At 51.4% G+C, this 19,157-nt stretch carries 17 protein-coding genes; 9 read left to right on the plus strand and 8 right to left on the minus strand.

Translation table 11 applies throughout. The features are described from left to right. Window positions 1-36 precede the first annotated feature (36 nt). Complete coding sequence (locus tag SH449x_RS04805) at window positions 37-1,311, plus strand: hypothetical protein (RefSeq protein ID WP_482380186.1); 1,275 nt, start codon at window positions 37-39, stop codon at window positions 1,309-1,311. Between the two features lie 47 nt (window positions 1,312-1,358). Here SH449x_RS04805 and SH449x_RS04810 read toward each other — a convergent pair whose 3' ends face one another. From SH449x_RS04810 to SH449x_RS04820, 3 genes are read right to left on the minus strand one after another with little or no spacing between them, the layout of a single operon-like run. Beyond that, window positions 1,359-2,468: a threonine synthase gene (locus tag SH449x_RS04810; RefSeq protein WP_482380187.1), complete on the minus strand. Its 1,110-nt coding sequence runs from the start codon at window positions 2,466-2,468 to the stop codon at window positions 1,359-1,361. Between the two features lie 2 nt (window positions 2,469-2,470). Further along, window positions 2,471-3,241, minus strand: coding sequence for a CPBP family intramembrane glutamic endopeptidase (locus SH449x_RS04815; RefSeq protein ID WP_482380188.1), 771 nt, complete (start codon window positions 3,239-3,241; stop codon window positions 2,471-2,473). Then, window positions 3,242-6,628 carry a tetratricopeptide repeat protein gene (locus tag SH449x_RS04820; RefSeq protein WP_482380189.1) on the minus strand — a complete coding sequence of 1,129 codons (3,387 nt, stop codon included), beginning with the start codon at window positions 6,626-6,628 and terminating at the stop codon, window positions 3,242-3,244. Window positions 6,629-6,885: 257 nt separating this feature from the next. On the opposite strand from SH449x_RS04820, the gene SH449x_RS04825 reads away from it, so the two are divergent. Next, a complete protein-coding gene (locus SH449x_RS04825; RefSeq protein WP_482380190.1) occupies window positions 6,886-7,872 on the plus strand; it encodes an NAD-dependent epimerase/dehydratase family protein in 987 nt (328 codons plus the stop codon). On the opposite strand, the gene SH449x_RS04830 is transcribed toward SH449x_RS04825, so the two are convergent. Continuing rightward, window positions 7,849-8,814: an AEC family transporter gene (locus tag SH449x_RS04830; protein ID WP_482380191.1), complete on the minus strand. Its 966-nt coding sequence runs from the start codon at window positions 8,812-8,814 to the stop codon at window positions 7,849-7,851. The genes SH449x_RS04825 and SH449x_RS04830 overlap by 24 nt on opposite strands. Before the next feature lie 42 nt (window positions 8,815-8,856). After that, the gene (locus SH449x_RS04835) at window positions 8,857-9,408 is read right to left on the minus strand and encodes a hypothetical protein (RefSeq protein ID WP_482380192.1); all 552 of its coding nucleotides are present in this window, start codon (window positions 9,406-9,408) and stop codon (window positions 8,857-8,859) included. Between the two features lie 309 nt (window positions 9,409-9,717). Here SH449x_RS04835 and SH449x_RS04840 point away from each other — a divergent pair, with 309 nt between their 5' ends. The 3 genes from SH449x_RS04840 (at window position 9,718) to SH449x_RS04850 (ending at window position 12,834) form a co-directional block, all read left to right on the plus strand. Continuing rightward, window positions 9,718-10,287, plus strand: a complete 570-nt coding sequence (locus SH449x_RS04840; RefSeq protein ID WP_482380193.1) for a hypothetical protein — start codon at window positions 9,718-9,720, stop codon at window positions 10,285-10,287. A gap of 183 nt (window positions 10,288-10,470) precedes the next feature. Next, a complete protein-coding gene (locus SH449x_RS04845) occupies window positions 10,471-11,334 on the plus strand; it encodes a tetratricopeptide repeat protein (protein ID WP_482380194.1) in 864 nt (287 codons plus the stop codon). Between the two features lie 3 nt (window positions 11,335-11,337). Then, window positions 11,338-12,834 carry an APC family permease gene (locus SH449x_RS04850; RefSeq protein WP_482380195.1) on the plus strand — a complete coding sequence of 499 codons (1,497 nt, stop codon included), beginning with the start codon at window positions 11,338-11,340 and terminating at the stop codon, window positions 12,832-12,834. A 291-nt stretch (window positions 12,835-13,125) separates the two neighbouring features. Here the strand turns inward: SH449x_RS04850 and SH449x_RS04855 are convergent, their stop codons facing one another. Further along, on the minus strand, window positions 13,126-13,980 hold the full coding sequence (locus SH449x_RS04855; RefSeq protein ID WP_482380196.1) for an alpha/beta hydrolase family protein: 855 nt from the start codon (window positions 13,978-13,980) through the stop codon (window positions 13,126-13,128). Between SH449x_RS04855 and SH449x_RS04860 the strand changes: the two genes are divergently transcribed. Continuing rightward, entirely contained in the window at window positions 13,979-15,139 is a 1,161-nt protein-coding gene (locus SH449x_RS04860; protein WP_482380197.1) for an esterase/lipase family protein, read from the plus strand. The genes SH449x_RS04855 and SH449x_RS04860 overlap by 2 nt on opposite strands. Before the next feature lie 35 nt (window positions 15,140-15,174). Here the strand turns inward: SH449x_RS04860 and SH449x_RS04865 are convergent, their stop codons facing one another. Together SH449x_RS04865 and SH449x_RS04870 are read right to left on the minus strand one after the other, a co-directional pair. Continuing rightward, entirely contained in the window at window positions 15,175-16,245 is a 1,071-nt protein-coding gene (locus SH449x_RS04865; protein ID WP_482380198.1) for a protein arginine kinase, read from the minus strand. 230 nt (window positions 16,246-16,475) lie between these two features. Beyond that, a complete protein-coding gene (locus tag SH449x_RS04870; protein WP_482380199.1) occupies window positions 16,476-16,805 on the minus strand; it encodes a HesB/IscA family protein in 330 nt (109 codons plus the stop codon). 320 nt (window positions 16,806-17,125) lie between these two features. Between SH449x_RS04870 and SH449x_RS04875 the strand changes: the two genes are divergently transcribed. From SH449x_RS04875 to SH449x_RS04885, 3 genes are all read left to right on the plus strand, one after another. Beyond that, complete coding sequence (locus SH449x_RS04875; protein WP_482380200.1) at window positions 17,126-17,224, plus strand: 50S ribosomal protein bL37; 99 nt, start codon at window positions 17,126-17,128, stop codon at window positions 17,222-17,224. Window positions 17,225-17,442: 218 nt separating this feature from the next. Continuing rightward, window positions 17,443-17,964, plus strand: a complete 522-nt coding sequence (locus tag SH449x_RS04880) for a 3-hydroxyacyl-ACP dehydratase FabZ family protein (RefSeq protein ID WP_482380201.1) — start codon at window positions 17,443-17,445, stop codon at window positions 17,962-17,964. Window positions 17,965-18,287: 323 nt separating this feature from the next. Further along, a complete protein-coding gene (locus tag SH449x_RS04885) occupies window positions 18,288-19,034 on the plus strand; it encodes a hypothetical protein (RefSeq protein WP_482380202.1) in 747 nt (248 codons plus the stop codon). Window positions 19,035-19,157 lie beyond the last annotated feature (123 nt).

Consider the following 19,157-nt stretch of genomic DNA (forward strand, 5'->3'; position numbering starts at 1 on the left):
CTAGCTTACCTCATTTAGCTCCGGATTCAGATATTTATGGGAACATCCTTTGGCTCCGATTTTTGTTCCTTTCAAAAACGCCAATGGCGTCAACTCGCAACCGCATTCGGGTTTCTCGTTACACTCATTGCTATGGCACTTCTCAGGCAGGTCATCGCTTGCCCCCTTTGCGAATCCATCGGCAGTACCTTTTCCGATGATTTACAGGCCCCTGCCCTTGGCGTTATCGTTCGCGTTACGGATTGCGAGACTCGTGACGACGGTGCAGGATTTGATCTGATGGTAGATCATGTCGCAACAATCGGTCGCAAAGAATCGTTGCCAAAATTCCAAGGGGTTTTCTCGTTTACCGAGATTGCACCGGGAGAAAAACTGCTGCTGATCGGAACTCCCGATGTGGCCGCACTTTCAACCGATAATGCAGACAAAGATGATGCTGACAAAATCATATGGCTTTGGAACACCCCCACGGAACTTTCCGATCCCCTGGCGACCTACATTGAAAACCTACCCCTAGGTGATCAATCGGATTCCGACCGGCTCGAATACTTTTACCGACACCTTTTTTCATCTGACAACCAAGTTTCGGATGATGCCTACAGCGAATGTGCTCGCATCTCACTAGATGTTATTCGGGATCGAAATTTTCGCAGGAATTTCGACAAAGCCCACTTAATTGCCACTCTCAAGCGAAACGATTTTCAATCGCGATACAAGAGCTTTCTTTGGATGGTCCTCGCCGAGCTAGGGTTGCCGAGCGACGCTGGATTGTTCGATGAACTGGCTCTACCGATCATCATCGAAGAGCTAAAGCAGACGGACAAAGAAACGATCTCTTCTATCACGCTGGCCAACTATCCATGGCTGGCCGCTTCGATGGCTTGTTACGTTCGATTGGGCGGTGAAACCGCGTTCCAAGTCTTGGAGGAAAAGCTTTTTCGCAACCAGGAATGCCCTGTCAGTCTCAAGTCCGCAGCCATCAGTGCTATTCGCGTTTTCGGCAACGACCTGGATCCGACCCAAATGACGCGAGCAGCAAAGGCTTTGTCGCTCGTTCTCGATGACCCCTTGGCAGCCGATTTGGTCATCCCCGATCTAGCACGTTGGGAATATTGGGACTCCCTCGAATCACTATCGACCTTGTTTCATTCCCCCCAATCTGCCGAGGGACTCGCTCGGTACCTTATCATCAACTACATGAGACACTGCCCTCTCCCGCAAGCCGCGATTGAAATCGAGAGAATGAAACAATCCGACCCTAAGTCCTATCGTCGGGCTGTGGCCATGGTGCCGAGAGTCGAACGGCGATGAATGGAACGGCGGTGAATGGAACCTTGAAGAAATGCAGGTTCCGTGGTCTAGCTCGCTTTGAGTCCTGCTCCGCAAAGCGGCACAACGACGGTCTCACTGTCGGAGAACAACTCGGGATAGTCGGTAAAAGCCGCGATGTTGATAGCCGACGTTGGTTCTACATCAAAACCGAGTCTAGCCAAGTAAGCTCTTGACGGCTCGATCGATTCCTCTCGGACTGAAATAATACAACCGTTGGTGTTTCTGACGGCCTCGAGTATCTGATTGCCGCGAGCCGGTGCTGCAATAGCAATCCCCTCTGCTGCGGTTCCCAGATTCTTAACTGCCTCAACATGACTGCTACCACGCTCAAAGGCTCGAGCAAGCGGATTGCACCGACTCGATTGGACCGCGACGATCCGAGGCAGCTTGTCGATTAGCTTTGCCGCCATAAGCTCAGTAAAGCCGTAGTAGCATCCAAGCACTAAAGTCCCGTTCCCTACTGGCAGTATGATTGTATCGGGAGCGCGGCCTAATTGCTCCCACAGTTCGAATGCATAAGTCTTGGTTCCTTGGTAGAAAAAAGGATTGTAGACGTGACTTGCGTAGAACATTTCTTTTTGTGACGCAAGCTGCCGTGCTGCCGTAGCGGTATCCTCACGGGTTCCCGGAATCAATCGAATTTCGGCACCGAAGCTGGCGATCTGCTTGACCTTTTTGGCCGAAGTCGACTCTGGAACCAAAATGGTGCACCGAAGCTCAGCTCTCGCGGCATAGGCGGCTATACTTGTTCCCGCATTCCCACTCGAATCCTGGACCAAGTGACTTGCTCCAAGCGACTTGGCTTTTGCGACCAAGACGGCGGCTCCGCGATCTTTGAACGACAACGTGGGCATCATGTATTCCACTTTTGCGTAAAGATTCGGACACCTTCTGTCCAGCAGAATTAACGGAGTCCCTCCTTCGCCCATCGTGATCGATCGCCAGCAATCATCGTTAGATTCAAAGGGGAGGGCCTCAATGTAACGCCAAAGAGACGGCGGTCTCGAGCGGATTTTGTCCCACGGAAAGCGGATCTCGAAGGGCTCGAGATCCAGTAACTCTCCTCCTACGCCATGCCAAACCATGCTGTCCGGTGAATAGGAATGGCCACTCTCAATACCTCGATAGTTGATCATCTCTACCCACTGAAAACAAAAACGAGATGGTAACCGACCAAAAAGAGAGCTGCATCTACAAGTCCGTGCCCTATCCAAGTCGGCCACAAGCTACCCGTATACTTATACATCAAGCCCCAGATAATGCCCCCAATGGCAACCCCAGCAGAACAAAGGTAGGTCCAGACGGAATCGTATCCAAAGAATTTACCTAGGAGCAAAACGTGATGGGACATAAACCCGAGGCTGGAGAGAACCAGAGCGTACCGATCCGAAACGGTTTGACTCCAGCCTCGATACATAAAGCCTCGCCAGTAGAGTTCCTCGAACCCAGAATGGAACAAGGCGTAAAAGAGCCCGACGCCGGCCAACCCCAGAACAGACTCTCCTCCAAAGGCCGAAAGTTTTGCTTGAGACACCTCCCGAACACTATCCATTATTCCCAATGGTAACATCAACCAAAGATAGGTTCCAAATATAGCGGCTCCAATCAACAAACCACTCAATGCACCTAAGCTCCAAACCTTAGCTGATATCTTCCGCCAGCTCCCGAGCGATTGTTTGAATTCGGCTCCTAACCAGCCCAAGATGACAAATATTAGGAGAAGCAATTGCATTCCTTTGCCGAGACCGTAGCATGCCTGCTGGATGCTGGCGGGCGCGTCACCTAGCCACACAAAATAAACCCAGGTCGTGACAGTTGGCAGAAACAGACCAACTGTTAGGTAAAGCAATGGAACCTTTGCAGCGGTTCGGGATGGCAGATTCGTTCCCGCCTGGGCGTCCCCAGTCATCTATCGACTCAATTCCGCTAAGCGTTCCTGTGCTTGCTTAGCGATATCATGATCGGAGTGGTTATTGACCACAAATTCATAGAATTTGCGAGAAACCGCGATTGCCTTTGCTCTCGAATCCCCTTTCAAGTCGCTTATAAGCACCTCGCTGCACCGACCAGCTTCCCATGCAGCGAGTGCCTGCCAATTCCGAATCTCCTTGGGAGCTTGAGTTCCCCCGTAGCCGTACATCACTTTTTGGAATTCCGTGATGGCTTTCGCGTGGCTTCCCTCGGTAAACAGGACCTCGCCGATCATAAATCGAGAATGCGCTCCGATTTCCTCGCGATAGTTCTCTGCAACTTCAGTATAGAGCTCGATAGCCTCTTTCGCTTTCCGCTGCTTTTGCTTAGCGAACGCTAATTCGTAGAGCGCAAACGGCTTGTATTTCGAATCAGCAAATTTGCTTAGTAGCGCACTGGAGAGTGCCTCAGCTTCGTTCCACTTCTTGAGCTTACTAGCAGCCTGGGCACCATGGAGGTATACCAGGGCTTGAGCTTGCTCGGAAAGGGTGTTTTTGCTCGGCTCCTTCTCCAGCTTGGAACGCAACAAATTGTATTCTTTGAACGCCCCTTCGAAATCTTCTTTGGATAGTAAGCACTCCGCAATCATGAATCGTCCATCAGCTGCGAGTGGACCATTTGGGAAATCTTTTACCTGCTTGCGAAATTGCGACTCCGCGGAAGCGACATCGTTTTGTTGATAGAACGACCAGCCCAATTTGTAGAGCGATTTTTCCCCAACCCCACTGCTGACTCCCTTGGTTGCAGCTACCGTATAAGCCTTGATGGCGGAATCAAATTTTGAGCTCTCGTACTCAGCTTGTCCGACTTGGAACGATGCTTCTGCCACGTTCTTGCTTGCGGGAAATTTTTCGATTAGAGCTTGAAAGGATGCGATGGCATCTGATTGGTTTCCGACCGCCTTGTAGGCAAAGCCGAGTTCGAGCAAAGCTTCATCGAGCAAGGGGAAGTTTTTTGCAGAAGCGATCAGAGTCTCGAATACACCGATGGCATCGTTATTCCTTCTAGCGGCAACGTGGCTAAGCCCCAATTCGTAAAGGGCGTTCCATTTTTGGTTACCCTGTACCGATTCTCTGATCGATTCCAGCATCTGGATCGCTTGCTGGGCATCTCCTGTTTTCCTGAGGCAAATCGCTTTCGCGATTTTTGCTTCCGTCACGAGGAAGTCATTTTCGTTGCTTTCGCAAACAGGCGATAGCAATGCGAGGGCTCCTGCATAATCGCCTTGCTGCATATTGATAAAGGCTTTACCAAACTTTGCGTAGTTCCACTGCGGTTTCGATTGCGAAGATTGCAGGACGCTGTCGTAAGCCGACAGGGCGGTTTTGTAGTCCCCGGAATCCGCCGCGAGTTGTGCAATACGCAGCTCGGTTTGTCCTCGGAGTCTTGATTGCGGGAACTTGCTCACGGCTTGTTGCAAGGCATTGATACCATCTTTGATCCGCCCCACATTTACAAGAGCTTCACCGAGCTGCACAGCCGCTTCATCAGCCTGCGGCCAATCGCTCGAAGCGGCGACCGATTTAGATAGAGCCTCGACAGCTTCCTCGGTTTTGCGGGTTTTGAAAAGACTAAGACCTTTCAGATACAGTACCTCCGCTTGGGTCGGTGCATCAATTTGCTTGGATAGCAATCGGTTGCAGAGAGCAATACTCTTGTCGTGCTGGCTTGCGAGGCTGAGAGCCGAGGCGAGACGAAGCTCCCAAGTTGTGACGAGTGGATCCTCGGGCTGGGAAGCAATCAGCTGCTCGAAAGCATTCACAGCAGACTCGTACTGGCCCAGCTGCAAAGTGGATTCTGCCCCGACGTAAGCAACATCAGCTGCGAGAGGATCATTCGAAAATCTCTTGAAAAACGCTTCGCTCCAGCGCTGAGCATCAGCCAATGCTCCCAATTGCAACGAGATAAAGGCTGCATTGTAAGTGGCTCGTGGCGCGATAGGATCGTCTGGGTTCTCGAGAGCGATTTGTTCGTAGATTCTTTTGGCTTCGGCTCGTTGCGTTGGTAGAGAGCTTAGTCCATCTGCTAAGTCCATCTTTAACAACGTCTGCGTTGGGAACTTGGCGGCCCAGGTCAGGGCCGATTTCGCGACATCGACAACATCCTGAGGTCTACCTTGCATTATCTTTATTTGGCAGATCCAATGGGCTGCCTCCGCGCTCCGTTCATCTTTGAGGGGAAGGAGAGCATCGAATGCACGAAGTGCTTCGTCGTATCTCTTCTCGCGCATCAAAGCTTGCCCAGCAGCAAGACTCGAGTTTTGTGCAAAGCTCGAATTGGGAAATTGCTCGGCCAGTTTCTTGTAGACGGCAGCGGAGTCTTCGAAACGGCCCGATTTCGCTAGAGCGAATCCGTAGCGATACAGAGCGTAGTCCGCATTCGCGATCCTTGCTAGATTGGGATTGTTAACAAAAGGCGCAAGGATCTCAATCGCCTTGCGAGGTTCGTCTGCGGCGATAATCAAGTCTGCATATCGGAGCCGCACATCGGACGCGTAGGCATGGTTAGGGTAGCTTGCCAGGAAAATATCAAAAGTTTCCCTAGCAAGCTTTGACTGCTCCATCTCCTCGTAGGTGATCGCCATCCCAAAAATGGCATCAGGCCGGACGGAGGAACTCTCCAGTCGCTTGTTTTGGATCAGTTGTTTGTAAAGCAGCAAAGCACGTTGACGGTTCCCAAGCCGAGATTCCACTTCGGCGGCGTGCAGCAACGAGCGATCTAAGGCTCGGCTGTCGGGATATTTGTCGACGACGACCGCCAGGACCTTAGCTGCTTCGGAAAGTGCAGCCGTTGATGTTGAGTCGTCAGACAGCATCGCTTTCTGGAATAGGCTCCACCCGAGGTTGCTCAGCGCCTCCTCGCGTTGCTTTAAATCCTGATCTCTCAGAGCCAATCGAAACTGTTCAATGGCGGAGTCGTAGTCAGGAGACTCTTTCTGGATATAGCACATCGCCAGAAAGTGATGAGCACTGGACGCCAACGGATCGTTCGGAAACGCCTTCAGCATTTTCGTCCAATTCTCTATCGCCAGCTCAAACGCAAAATTGTTCTGTGCAACGGCGGCATCCGCGTAAAGTTCGCGTGCCTTTTCCGATTGCCTCTCCTGGTCCGAAAGCTTGGCCTTGACCCCTCCGGTTTGCGAACTCGACTTTTGTGGAGCCGATTGCTGAGGGCTGGTCGACTGGGCTTGTACGCAAGTCGCTGATAGGGTGGAGATCAGAATCGCCGCAAAGGTTTTTCGTGCTCGTCGACGGATTGAGCAGTTTTTTGCTGCCATCGCTCCCGATTCTGTTCCCGTTTGGTATAGTCGAGTTTGCTGATCCATATGACTTTAGCAATTCTAGGTCAGGACTTGGAAAACACTTATCGCTGGCGATAATCCTAAGAGTCAGTCTACCGCAGTAGGTTGGAATCGGAAAGTTTTCCCTGTTGCGTGAGATCAAATTAGAGTAGCGGAACCGTTTGCCACGATCTCACGAAGCAAACGGTTATATCCGCGAAACCCGTAGAGTTTACGTATTCCGACAACTGAACGCTCATCGCCATTTCGCAACTCCAAACCCATTTTTACGAAAAATCCCAATGAATATTCTGGTCACCGGCGGGAGTGGATTCATAGGTTCCCACCTTACCGATCGCCTGCTAACCGCTGGCCACACCGTCATCGTCGTCGACGATCTAAGCACCGGATCCAGACGCAACCTTAGCCATCATTCCGAAAACAATAGATTGCGATTTGTGCAGACCGATTTGGGGGACCCCGAGCTGGTTAGCCAGCTATGCGATTCGGTCGATGCGGTCTATCACCTAGCGGCTGCCGTCGGAGTCGCATTGATTGCAAAGTACCCCATTCAAACGATCCATCGGAACATTTATCCCACACAACTGTTGCTAGATGAACTGAGGCGTCAGCATCTCGCGGGCAGATCGATCCCGTTATTCTTGGCGAGCACCAGCGAGGTCTACGGCAAGAATTCCAAGCCGATCTGGAATGAGTCGGACGACCTCGTCTTCGGAGCGACCACGAAGCCGCGCTGGAGCTATGGTGCTAGCAAAGCGATTGACGAGTTTCTGGCTTTGGCCTGTGTTCGCGAGTGCCAGATGCCAATCGTGATCGGACGTTTTTTCAATGTTGTTGGCCCCAGACAAACAGGAGCGTACGGCATGGTACTGCCGAGGTTTGTCACGGCTGCCATGCAAAACCAGCCTTTGATTGTGCATGATGACGGCAATCAACAACGTTGTTTTGCACACGTGAGCGATGTGGTTACCGCGATTACCACGCTCATGGAGACGCCTAATTCCTTTGGGCGGATCTATAACATTGGCTCGGACAAGCCTATTTCCATATTGGAAATGGCTGAACGAGTCATTTCGGTAACAGGCAGTCAATCGCGGATTGTATTTCAATCTTACGCAGATGCCTACGACCAAGACTTTGAAGACATTCGAAGACGGGTTCCCGACTTAACGCGGATACGAGAGGCAATTGGATACGCTCCGAAGTTTGGGCTCGACCAGATCATCGCCGACGTTTGGGCTAGCCTACGAGAATCCCAGCCAGCTTGAACCAATCATGATCCACACCGGGATTGTGATTATGCCCATAAGAGATGTTCCGACGATGACCGTACACGCCGTCTCGACATCTTGATTGAAGAGTCGGGTCATCACAATGGGGAACGTTGCCGCAGGCATGGAGGCCTGGAGTAATAGCACTTCTTGCAGCTCTTTACTTGTGGTGGCATACTTGGCGATCACAAGAAAAACGATCGGTAAAAATAGCACTCTTACGAGCATCCCAAGAACGAACGATCGCCAAACACGTTTTAAGTTCAGGGCTTTGACGCAATCAAACACGATCGCTCCACTGAGAACTAACCCCATGGGGATCGAGCACCTTCCCAATTGCTCGGTCATTTGAATCACAGGGCGAGGCAAATAGAGATTGAAACCGGACTGGCGAATAAGCAACGCAACTGCAACGGATATCAATGGGGGACTAAAGACCATCCTTCGCCAAGAGCCCTTGAGTCCCTTTCCGCTGATAATGAACAAACCGACACTCCAGAGAGCCAAATCGACCCCGGCATTGTGCACCAAGAGGGTTACTAGGCAGGTTGGGAAAAATATCTCTGCAATCGGGATCGGGATATAACCATAGTTGCAGATCCCTGCGCTAAGCGCAAACGATCGTTTTGAGGAACTATCGATCAATCCAAACCAGTTGCCGATCGTGAAAGCGATTAGGGACGCCACTACGAATCCCATGGCGGTCATCCCAAAGCCGAAGAATGCGGGAGTCCAGGCCGCGAGCGAATTCACATCGTTTTTGTCTGTGAGGATTCGATGAAAGAAGAAGGATGGCAGCAGAACGTTTGCCAAAAACGCTGCCAAGTATCGATCTACCTCACTGGTCAGCCACTTCAGATATCTCGAGAGCGCGCCAACCGCCATCACGAGGAAGACGCCAAAAACGGTCGCTGCTATCGAAGTGTCGTACTGATTCAAAGTTTTAATTCTCCGGCCCAGAAGCCGGAGCCAAGCTGAATACTACCGCTTGGCGAACGGACTGAACCACTCGTTGAACATGGAGGTGTCGTCTCGACTAACAAGGACGTGATCTCCGGGGCGCAAAGAATAGTTTTGCCCCTCCATGACTTTTTGACCAGTGCTATCAAAGTCAACATCGAGTCTGACGGGGGGCATGTTGGAAGATGTTGGCCTAATTATTGTCAGCTTAACCTTGCCAAGACGCTTGTAGAGCTGGGCGTCAGCAACCATATCTCCCACGAACATTGGCTCGCCCGGCCGGAGTGGAATCTTCTCCACATGCCTCTTTCCGTCGCGAACCTCTAAAATAACGCAGGGTTCACCGTTCTCTGTAAGGGCAGACATCCTGCCCCTACTGGCCCCATTCGTCACCCCCGCTACCTTCATGCTGTCGGGATCTAGATTGCTCAGAGAGCTACGCGACCTGTTGAGCATGTTCGAGCAACCGGTTGACAGAACGCAGAAGGCGAGGCAGCACATGAGTCCCACCGCGCGGCACCAAGCAGAGCTGGCTTGTCTAGATGAGCTAGTTTCACGGTCGGATGCTTGCATTGCCAAAGTCCTTTAAAATCTCCGCTGGGAATCGAATATTCTTTGTTGTTATCGGACGGCTTATAAATTCACTTCAACGAAAAGTCCGCTTTATCGGAAAAATCTGTCCAAGCATCCTGAACCACCTTAACGATCCAATTTCACATGAGACTGCGTGCACCACACCCTTGTAGAGACTGCCTTGCCAATACAATGAATGCTTGTATTGTGGCCGCTTGCTGTTAAAACTGAAGAAGCGAATAATGTTTTCAAAGAACGTTGCAATAGGTTTGCAGCCAAACAATATGCCCTTTTTTGGAGAATCGAAGTATGAAACGAATTACGACAGCGGTGGTGTTAACTGGAGTATGTATCTCTTTCAGCGGATGCGAAAATGCAAAAGACGCCGCTGCAAAGGCATCCGCCGAAGCACGTTCAGCAGGGGCTGACGCAGGAGCTGCAATGGCAGAGAAGGCTCAAGAAGCCACCGAAATCACCAAGGACGCGGTATCTGATGCCGTCGCGAGTAGTGGCGTAACCGACGTCCTGAGTAAAGCAAAAGAGTCCTTAGCCTCTGTGGAGGGGGGCAGTGAGATGCTCGAGAAAGTACAAAGCTCGTTCGCCAGTTTGAGTAGTCTGCTGGGAGGAATAACTGATGAAGCGAGCGCAACCGGTGCGGTCAGCGAGCTCAATAAGCTGACGGAGTCCTTTGGAGGCATGAACGAGCTATTCGGCAAATTACCAGAATCTGCAAAAGGCATGGTGAGCCAATTATTCGAATCCTCAATGGGAGACATCAAGCCGATGCTGGAAAAAGTGATGGCCATTCCCGGAGTTGAGTCCATCATTAAGCCAGCTGTGGAAGCACTGATGGCTAAACTGGCAGAGTTTAAGGCCTAAGTCTTGGGTCGGTTTTCGACCATTTGTCCGGGGTCGGCAGCATTTGCCGGCCCGCGTTCAGGTGGAGGACTTAATTTGCGAGGCTGTCTCCCGTATCCCGCGTTGGCAGCATGCAGTCCTCGACACAAATCTTTCAATGGATCGGATGACACGGCTGTTTGTTGTCAGGTTATAATTCCATTCATGAACGCATCAGATAACCTTTCCACCTCAAATCTTGGCAACAAACTCCTGTCCAGGTACTCGGATACGGACAGTTTATTCGCAAAGCCCACCCCAGTGCCGGCCTCCGTTCGGACCATTGCGATTCCGTTGCAAAGATCGCAAGAGCTAGAGCAAGCTATCCGGCATTCTCCGGCGATCGTCGAGCCTTACATTGAGCTAACGCAAATCTACTTGCAACAAGAGCGTTGGGTTGACGCGCGACGAATCCTAGAGGCAGGGAAGCAGAACTGCCCTGAAAACGAGACGGTTCTTCTACTGCATGAAGACCTCATGCTGATTCTGTCTAATCAGCTGCTGGAGACCGCCAAGAAGGAGTTAGCCCAGCGACCGTGCGATGACACCCGTTATGCGAAAGAACAAGCAGAGGTCAACCTCATCAACGAACGCATACGTGTTTGTCGTGAACGTTACCATCGCAGTCCAGATCAGAAGGAAATCCTTATCACCTGGGGAATCGCGCTTCGTCAGCAGAAGAAATATGACGAGGCATTGACTCTTTTAGTTCAAGCGGCAAAGGACTTGACCCTTCGTTCGCGAGCCTCGCTGCAGATGGGAATGTGCTACCAAGCCTTGGATCGCCCACTGGATGCTCTGTCGAGTTTTCGTCGTGCCGCGCTGTTTCGTTCTCCTCCCCCAGATCCCAAAGTGGCATCTGTGGCGCTGGAGCTAGCTGCCGCACTGGCAGAGGAAAATGGATTAATCGATTCCGCGATTTATTATCTCGAGAACTACGCCAATCTGGTAACTGCTGCCGAGGATAAACGAGCGATTGCAGACAAAATCGAGCGCCTGAGGCCTCATCTTCCTCAAGCCCATTCCTAGATTTTGAAGCATTCATCGGAATCACAGGCGAGCAACGCAGGAAAGCCATCTTCGGCGACTTTAGGCCTCACATCGTTGGTTTGCCTAGTCATCGGGAATATGATCGGCGTCGGAGTTTACGTTTCCGCTGGCTACGCCATTTCCGATCTTCGCGATGCCAGGTATGTGCTCCTAGTCTGGTTCATCGCTGGCGTTCACGCTCTTTGCGGGGCAGTAGCCTACGCTGCAGTGGCAAAACGGTTTTCGGTTTCCGGAGGTGAGTACGCGATCCTTTCGCGATGGGCTCATCCAAGCTTAGGATTTGTTGCCGGATGGGTTTCCATCTTCGCAGGATTTGCTGCACCAATCGCTGCCTCCGCACGAGTTTTCGCCGATTACGCCTTGCAGATGGACATCTCGGACGCGAATCGCTCCACTTCGGTGCAATGGCTTGCCATTAGTGTTGTGGTAGGTGCTGCAATATTGCACTGGGTAGAGATCAGATGGAATGCCTGGATGAATAACTTGATCATCGCTCTCAAGTTCGTAGGGATTTTTGTTTTTATAGCATTCGGATTGCGCTGGCTCCTTGCAGGAAATGGTTCGAATGGAATCTTGGAAGTTGCTGGGGTCGCGGAACCGACAAGTCAAGATTTACTATGGCTGGGGCTAGGCTCTTTTTTCTACACAACGCTCGCTTACACCGGCTTCAATGCAAGCATCTACCTCGCCGGAGCCCATTCGAGAGATAGGCTATCCTCTGAGAATCGGTCCACCAAGCGTACAGAAGATTTTGGCAGTACAGAGGCGGAGTCCACACCAGAAAACCTGAGATCACCTAATTGGAATAGGCTCATTGCCAAGTCTATGATCGTATCCTGCATCTTGGTCACCGCTATCTATTTGGTCCTGAACGCGATTTTTCTCTATGCGATTCCTCCAGACCGACTCACCGGAGCAGGGGAACGTTTTGTAGGGGAGGTCGCCTTGGCAATTGGTGGCAATTGGTTTAGTACAATGATGGGGTGGCTGATCGTACTGTCCACAGGCACAAGCGTCTTGGCCATGATGATGACCGGGCCCTATGTGTACCTGCAGTTGGCCCGAGACCTAGGATGGACCAGACTTTTTGAACGAGAAAAAGCACCGACGAGAATAGCCATTGTTTGCCAAACCATCATCGCGTGTGTCATCATCTCTTTTAGCGATCTGTCTAATACGATTTCCTATCTTGGGCTTACCCTAACAGCATGCGGGGGATTAGCGATTGCGAGCATGTGGCTGGCTCAAATGCGAGGGGCATTTGGGGAACAGCTACGAATTCAGTGGTGGGAGCATCTGTGCGCGATGATCTATGTACTGGGAGCATTCGCGTTGTTGGTCATCGCCTTTATCAGACCAGAGCAACACTCCAAATTCGTTTGGAGCATGGGTACCTTTCTGCTCGGCCTGATAGTCTATGGCATATTCCGGTTATCAAGAACAGTTTATTCATCAATTGGTGCAGGCCCTAATGGATAAAGCCCAGTGGGTCGAAGGTTTTCCTGTAACCGGGGCGGCCCCTAATCTTCGCTAATCACAGATTGTTAGACGTTTCTTTTGACAATCTAAAGGTAGTGGGCTGGACGCAACTGGAGCCCAAGAGATGATTGCAATAGGCCACCGGTTTCAACTGTTGCTATTAGCCTTGCAGTCGCTTCTGAGTACTGCTTTTCTACCCCACTCTTGTAACGCGGGGTTGAGCACCTCCGATTTACCGAAGGCCCACCCTTAAAAAAAACCGACCGGCGCAGTGGAGAGATGGTAATCTCGTCATTTTAAGTGTTGCTCAAACCAGCCAATCATCCCCTGGAACATCTTGCTGTTTCCCGCACCGTCGAAGCCGTGGGCCGCCCCCTTGATGACGATTAGCTCGACCGGCACATCATTGGCTCTCAGTGCCTCCTCCATTTTCTCACTGTGCCAAATGGGAACCAATTCGTCTTTGTCACCATGTACAAGTATTGTCGGGGCATCATCCTTGGTTACATGCTTTATTGGTGAATAGCGGTCGGCTTGCTTTGGATCGAACTTGAGTGCAGGGAACTGTTCGCGAAGTGGGTTGTCGGGCTCAACATAAGGACCGAGGTCGGTCGGAGGAAAGACTGCTGCCACAGCGGCGATTCGCGGATGAGATTCCGGTGTGCCCTCGTGGTTGGTTTGCGTTCCAAGGATTAGTGTCAAGTGACCACCAGCACTGAAGCCAAAGACTCCCAGCTTGTTCTTGTCGATTTGATACGAATCCGCATTTTCTGAGATATGCTTGAGAGCCAGCTTAACATCTCCCACAATCTCAGGAATCACATACTTGGGACTGCTGCCATGACGCACTGGCAGGATGGTGTACCCCTCATTTAGCAGTGGAGCAAATAGAGCAGCTGCCATTTGTTCCGGTGGCATCCAGGTCGAAACCCAACCTCCGCTAACCATAAAAATGAGACCTATCCCCTTGGCGTTCTCTCTAGGAGTTATCACATCATACGTGAGTGCCATGCCATCCTTGTGGCCGTAAACGACATCAGGCTTGACGTCGAATTCCACTGTAGGAGATTTCCCCCAAGAGGGAGACGTTATCGTCGAAACTGCTATATTAAGAGTAACTGCAACTAGGAGGGTAAGGAGCTTCATGATAGGTTCTGCGATTGAGCAAATTAGTCTACAACAAGGTCGCCTGTGGAACACACATCATAGCACAACTCGACGAAAGGAGTCGGAGAGCAAGCCTCCGCTGCAATCTATGAGCCAAGGAATCTTTTACTCGACGCGACTATGTTTGGTTGTTTGGAGCCTGCTTGGTTGGGCGTGCTTGACCACCTTTTCCAGTGCTCGCGGACAAAATCAGGCTAAGGAGCAGAACATGGACGACGATAAAAAAGGTTGGAATGTGCCTCTACCGACGATGGGAGGAATGCAGTTCTGGACCGATTACCGATGGTGGCACGGTTGGCGTTTGCAATACAACAGAACTCTGGATCATTGGCGTTTGCTGGATCCGTCCGGAATTCGGAGAGCTTGGGGGGGCAAAAATGCTATGCTTGCGGAGCTAGAAAAAATCCAACGCCAATCACCGCCAACAGCGAAACTCGACGAAGTTGTTCTACTGGTTCACGGACTTTTTCGCACTAAGGATAGCATGGTACCCGTGCAGGAAGCATGGGAGGAAAGGAATAAACTGCATGCAGCTCTACAGCCCGGTGATAGTTTTCATGCGGGAGCGAGTCGGATTTGCTTCGCAATTTCTTATGCTAGTACCAGGGCGTCGATCGACAACCATGCTGCCGCATTTCGCGAGTTGGTTGAGAATCTGCCCGATACGCCTCGAATAAGTTTTGTCGGTCACAGTCTTGGTAACATCGTATTTCGTCGGGCGATCGGTGAGTGGCAAGCAAGCGGGGACCCTCGAGGAGTGTTGCCGAGGCTGAATCGGGCGGTCATGCTAGGGCCTCCCAATCAAGGCTCGGCGTTTGCTGCTAGCCTTTCGCGGCTAGGAGTTTTTGAAACGCTAACCGGTGCGAGCGGAATGCACCTGGGACCTGCATGGGAAAAGTTGCAAGCCTCGCTGGGGACTCCTCCCTGTCCTTTTGCGATCGTGGTCGGGGATATCTCTGGTTCTTATCTCAGCAACCCACTGCTGGAAGGGCCGAGCGATGGAGTCGTTACCGTTGAGGAGGCCCATTTGGACGGGGCGACGGAAACCAAAAACTACCCCGTGTTACATTCATTCTTGATGAACGATCCAGCAATCTTAAACTCGACTTTGTCCTTCTTGGAAGGTGGCCACCTCTAGCGGAGGGGGGTAACTGCCGCCAAACCATAGCCCGATCAATTGTTCTCGCCGCCCTGCTGATTGCGGAGGTGTTGCTGCAGATAGATGGCCCTTTCGATATTGCGATCGGCGACACTAAGCTTGTGTCCACGGAGCTTTTGCAAATGGGCCGGTTGAGTTTGGATAAATAGTTTGTTCAAGATCGGGATTTTGATGTCTTGCAAGAGACCGAGATTGACCCCCATACGCACCTTGCTCAAATAGTGCATGGTTTCTTCACTGCTAATCTTTTTGGCAGTGCAAAGAATGCCGAGCGCACGGCTGACATTGTCACTGAGATCAGCCTTACCTTGTTCGACCATAAACTCTCGTGCTCGTCGCTCGTAGTCGATGATCCTTGGAACAACCTCCTTGACTCGTTCCATCAGAGCAACCTCGGAGCGCCCGAGAGTTGTTTGGTTGCTTATCTGGTAAAAATCGCCCATGAATTGAGAGCCTTCTCCGAAAAGCCCTCTCACCGCAACGTTGATTTTGTTCAAGGCTCGAAAAACCTTGTCAATCTGTTTCGTTGCGACTAGGGCTGGCAAGTGCAGCATCACGCTGACACGGAGCCCTGTGCCGACATTGGTTGGGCAAGCGGTCAGGTAGCCCAGTTTGCTGGTGTAGGAGTAAGTAAGCTTTTCCTCGAGGATGTTGTCGAGCTCGTCCATTCGGCTCCAAGCAGACTCGAGATCCAAACCGCTCTGCATGACTTGGAATCGGAGATGATCCTCTTCGTTGATCATGATGCTAAATCGTTCTTTGGGATCTAGAATGACAGCTCGAGCCCCTTGGGCTTCACTGAGCTCATGGCTGATCAGTTGACGCTCCATTAAGAACTGCCGGTCGAGCTCGCCGAGTTTTGCAACGTCGACGTACTCCACCTCCCCCGAAATGGGAAGTCCGGTTAGCGCACTGTGGACCTCGGTAGTGATGTTGGCGCGGTCCTTAGGACTGCACTTACGGATAAAGGGGAAGCCCGCGATGTTGCGTGCGAGACGGATTCGGCTGCTGATGACGATATCGGATTCAGGGCCTTTTCCGCTCAGCCATTCCCCGCTTTGTTGAGCTAAATCGTCTAGTTTCACGTCTTGCTGACCATTTACCGAATAGACTGGATCATTCCATGTTCACGAGTGGCAGATTCTAGGCGGTAACCGTTGTCTAGGCAATTCTCGTGAAGTGCCAAATCCCAACCTTAGCGGTATTAGTTTTGGCGCGAGGTCAATAAAAAACGGGGAACTGCTAGCTCCCCGTCAGATCAATACCGACCGACAATCGCGATCGCTGGATCTATTTTGATCTAATGTATGTTGATCTACTGGAACGATTTGCCGCAACCACAGGACTTAACAGCATTCGGGTTCTCGAACGTGAAGCCTTGTCGCTCCAGGCTCTTGTGGTAGCCGAGAACGCACCCATCGAGCAAGAGAGCGCTTTTCTTGTCGACCACGAAATTGACCCCGTGCTGTTCGTATCGCGAATCTTTCTCGTCGTCGTACTTGTCGTCGAACTGCAGCGAGTACTGGAAACCGGCGCATCCGCCACCCATTACCCCAACTCGGACAAACATTTCGGGGCCAAAACTGGCCTCGGTGCAAGCCTTTTTCAGTTCTTCTGCTGCCACATCAGTCAAAGTTAGCGCCATCGCATCCTCACTAAAAACCGGGATATATTGAGCCCGCTGGGCACACCAGCGGATAAACTTGTCACAACAATAGTATAGTATCCAACACAAGCCCCCGACGGCAAGTCATTTTTGACTAGGCACTACCGTTTATCCTCGCTATCATACTCCCTCCGAAAATTCGAGGAATTTCGGTTACAAGGCCACGACGGGGGATGACGATAGTCTCCTGACTCCGTTCTGGGGCATTGTAAGTCACTTCAGGCAGCGGGCTGGAGCCATATCGTTGCGGTTGAGACAACTCACGGATTCGTAATTTTGTTGAAAAATCGGATAAAATCATGGCAAAACCACACCGAAAATTGAAAAAAGCAAACCACGGCCAACGGGCCGCCAACAGCAAAGCTCGCAAAGCAAAACGACGTAAGGTTCGAACCTAGGTTTTGACGTCTGTTGACTAGGCTCTGACGCTTTGCGTAATGGCAGAATTCAGCTGCTTGTTCATGCAGGCTTGGCTGAGGTGCGGTTCTGCGCACACCACGTAGTGGTATGGCGTCCTCAACGGGCCGAGTCGCCGGAAACAAGGGGCCACTCGTGGCGGACTATTACGAGCAGATCGAAGCCCCTACTCGGGTGATCAAACAAGGAAAAGTAATTCGTGACAGCCAAAGATTTTATCGTTGACCCAGACACCCTCGATTTTACGAAGGTGGTCGCGGACATAGACGAAATCCGAAAGTACAACCCTCAGCGTTTCGAAATGGAACAACTGACGGCGATCGTGCACGAAGATCCTGAGAAGATCATTTGCGTTGGCTATAAGGATATCACGGACCAAGAGTTCTGGGTTAGCGGGCACATGCCGGGCATGCCGCTCATGCCGGGTGTTGTCATGCTCGAAGCGGTTGCGCAAGTTTGTTGCTACTGCTGCCACAAATACAAGCTGCTTGGGGACTCTATGGTCGGATTCGGGGGGCTAGACGAGGTCAAGTTCCCTAGCCCTGTGGTGCCTGGTGATCGTTTGGTCGTCATGTGCCAACAACTCAAGCTTCGCAAGCCGAGGCTTATCATCTGTCGATTCCAGGGGATGGTGAATCGAACTATTGTCGTCGAAGGGATTCTCAAAGGGATCCCGATCCCTGTCGACTATCTAAAATCCCTAGGCACCAACCCAAGCTAGCTTGAGAGCGTAATGGCACAAGCCATACGGTGACCGGCGATGCAAAGCGAGCCGCCTTCGGCCTAGTCGAGGTAGGAACCTTATCTGCCCCACCATCGCTTTCAAGGTTACTGATCCGAACTGCTGTTATGATTGGGCGCACGGCGTGTGTCATCGAATCCGCCATGCGAAAACGGCAATGCGTTCGATCGTCGGAATCGAGCGAGTCAACGAATAATACCTTTGTTGAACGCAGCCGTTTTTCAAGCAGCCGCCGATTTTTCGGGTACGGCGTCAGCAGGTTGCTTTCTGTCCCGGTAGCACTTTGACTTAGGAGTCTCAGTATGAATCGCAAGGTAAGAAGAGCATTGTTGGTCGGTACGGTCGTTTTGGGTATGTCAACGCTGATTCCGTATGAAGCGTCCGCGCAGTTTTTCCGCGGGCGTGGATCAAGAGGATATAGCACAGGAGGGAATAGTGCTGGAGGGCAATATTGCCCTTCGGTGCAAGTATGCTGCACTCCGTCGTATAACCAGTCGTCCGTTTATGGGCAAACCGGAGTAGGCAATGGCTCGACCTCCTATACTACCGGCCAATCCACCAATTGTTGCGGAGCTACATTAACCTCGAGTGCCAACAACGACTCGGGAATGAATCAACAGGGGGGACAACAAGCTCGAAGGAGCTACGATTCGGAGGGAAATCGCACCGAGCCGAATACCCAATGGAACAACCAACAGGGTTTCGATTCCCTAGGAAATCGAATCGACACGGGTACTCAGTGGAACAACCAACAACGCTTTGACTCCCGAGGAGATCGCATCGAATCGGGTATTCAATGGAATCGCCAACGCTTCGATTCCCAAGGGAACCGCGTCGATGCAGGTATCCAAAGTAATCAGAGTGGCGCCCGAATCGATGGCAATCTCAATCGCTCACAGGGTGGCTTGGATTCCCAAGGGAGTCGCATTGACGCGGGAATCCAAAGCACTCAGGATCGCCCCCAACTCGATACCAATCTTAATCCAACATCGGGAGCTCAAGGTTCGGCCGATGTTGGTGTGACCAATCCGATTTCGCCCAAGCTTTAGTGTGTAACGGACGGTTCCAAACAAGGGGGATTCCTTGTTTGGCCGATTAGGAAAGTTTGGCAAACTTCGAAAGGAACGCGATCGATTTTGATCGCGTTCCTTTTTTCTGCTCGGTTCACGACG

The sequence above is a fragment of the Brakhagea baltica genome, from assembly GCF_052161605.1.
Lineage (GTDB): Bacteria > Planctomycetota > Planctomycetia > Pirellulales > Pirellulaceae > JBKCUI01.